Below are 2,639 nucleotides of genomic sequence, written 5' to 3' on the forward strand. Positions count from 1 at the left end.
CAAGCAATCCCCATAGCACCGAGTTCGATTCCCGCGGTTTCTTCATTGTGAGCCTTTTAGACATCAGCCTTCCTATAATGGGCTGATGATAGATTTTGTGTACTGGCTGATATCTAAAAACCTTAACTTTGCGGAAGCTTCGAGTGACTAAATTAATACTTCGGCTCCTAGCCAAAAGCTGACAGTTACGGCTTAGTTTGAAAGGATAACTAATACCACTTTGCTGACCTAGTTTAGATGGTCATTCATCATAAAACTGCTAATGTTAGCTTTATGCGCATTTAAACATAAACGGTCTGTGAATATGAATGCCACTTTGCAATCATATCATACGCATACTTCAGGCTTATTATTGAGTTCATAGGCACAATTAAATTTTATAAAAAATTACGATGCCACTAAAAATAGTGACCATCTTTCATAGGCTACTACAATTATATAAAAAGTAATTTAAAAACAGATATAAACAAAGATTATAATAAGCATTGACATTTTTATACATATCCATCATAAAATACCTATAGATTAAAAGATTAAAATAGGCTTACCCATGAAAATGTCATTAATCGTTACATCACTATCATCTATTTTAACATTCGCTGCTCAAGCCAACGATGTTACTATTCCAACATTATCTCATGCACATTATTTAGGTGAAGATAGCCAAGCAACACACTACTGGCACGGTAAAACAGAGGGCATGAAATGGACTCTTACCAGTGGCAACAAAGCGTATACTGCTGAGTCAAATAAAGTACATCCATTATTAACAGCACATTCAGCTAAAATGGATAAAGGTGTATTTACCTACCGAAATAAAATTCACCAAGTACAAGGTTACGGTTTAACTTCCCCTGTTATTATTGAAGGTGATGATGGGTTAATTGTATTAGACCCAGTTGAGTCAGTTGAAAAAATGTCTGAAGTAATGCAAGTCTTTCGTGAAGTAACGGGCAGCAAAGCTCCCGTTGCTGCAATTGTTTATTCTCATTGGCATCCTGACCACTATGCTGGTGTTCGTGGTATTGAAGGTGCTGAAAATGCGCAAATCATTGCACACGAAACATTTATGGCAAATATTGTAAAAGGCTCGATGGGCGGCACTGGTCCTGCACTTGGTTTCCGTGTTGATTATTCTCTTGGTACGCTATTAAACGTTGAAGAAACTGGTCGTATAAATGGTGGACTAGGTCCAGACTTTGAAATCATTGAGCATAGCCTGATCGTACCAAACACACATGTAAAAGGTTATAAAGGTGAGCTGAATATCACCATCTCCGGTATTGAAATGATTGTCAAGCATGTTCCTTCTGAAGCATCTGATGAAATAGTCGTTTACCTACCAAAATTCGATTTACTTTGGGGGGCAGAAGTTATTCAAGGTGAAAGTTTCCCTAATTTACACTCTATCCGTGGCACACAATACCGTAACCCAAGTGTTTGGTACCCCGGAGTAGACGTATTACGTGGTTACAACGCGAATATTATGATGTTATCTCACGGCCGCCCTGTTGTTGGTAAAGAGCACGTCGCAGACACATTAACAGCATACCGTGATGCGATTCAATTTACCTACGACCAATCTATTAAAGCGATCAATGATGGCGCTACACAGGAAGATCTCATTCGTGATATTAAATTACCAGAGCACTTACAAAATCATCCATGGTTAGGTGATTTTTACGGATCAATTCGTCATGCAGCAAAACAGATCTTTGTGGGTGAATTAGGTTGGTTTGATGGTGACCCAACGACTTTAAATGCAACACACTCATCAGAGGCTTCAAAGCGTTATGTTGATATGGTAGGCGGTAAAGATAAGATGATGAAGTTTGCTATTGATGCTTGTGATAACAAAGATTTTCAGTGGTGTGCTGAGCTTGCTACACATGCAATTCGGATCGACTTAACCGATATGGAACCTCGATTATTAAAAGCTAACGCACTGCGTGAATTAGGCTACCAAGAAACTAATAATAACTGGCGCAACTGGTACTTAACATCAGCACAAGAGCTTGATGGTAGTATCGATTACAGTAAAAAAATTAATCTACAAGCACCTGATCTGTTAGCGCAATTTACGCCATATCAGCTTGTTGATTCACTTAAGTACAATCTAAATGCACAACGAAGCAAGGATCAACACTTCATTGTTGCATTTAACTTTACTGATAGTAATGAACAACATGCTTTAGAGATACGCCGTGGTGTCGCTCAATTCCATAAAAACTTCGACCAGCAAGCTGTTGCAACCGTTAACATCAGCAAAATGGCTTTCTTAGGTTTATTATCGGGTAAACTTGATTTAAAGGATGCAGTAAAAGCAGGCAAAGTTAAGGTTGTTGGTGATGCAGCAATGGTTCCAGCGTTCTTTAAACTGTTCGACAAACCAGCTGAAAGTCCAAAAATCACACTGCGCTAATTTTAGCAATACGTTAATGTTCAATAATCGAATATTTACGGCAGCAATGAGCTGAAGCGGACGTTAGCTATAACGATGTTATAACTTCCGCTTTGTTAAGGTTTTTAGATATCAGCCAGTACACAAAATCTATCATCAGCCCATTATAGGAAGGCTGATGTCTAAAAGGCTCACAATGAAGAAACCGCGGGAATCGAACTCGGTGCTATGGGGATTG

General features: G+C 38.7%; 1 protein-coding gene. It reads left to right on the forward strand.

All coding sequences use genetic code 11. From position 1 onward, the window contains the following. Window positions 1-550: 550 nt before the first annotated feature. Complete coding sequence (locus DWA31_RS11420; RefSeq protein ID WP_114326715.1) at window positions 551-2,422, forward strand: alkyl/aryl-sulfatase; 1,872 nt, start codon at window positions 551-553, stop codon at window positions 2,420-2,422. Window positions 2,423-2,639: the final 217 nt, after the last annotated feature.

The organism is Candidatus Colwellia aromaticivorans (assembly GCF_003333305.1).
Classification (GTDB): domain Bacteria; phylum Pseudomonadota; class Gammaproteobacteria; order Enterobacterales; family Alteromonadaceae; genus Colwellia; species Colwellia aromaticivorans.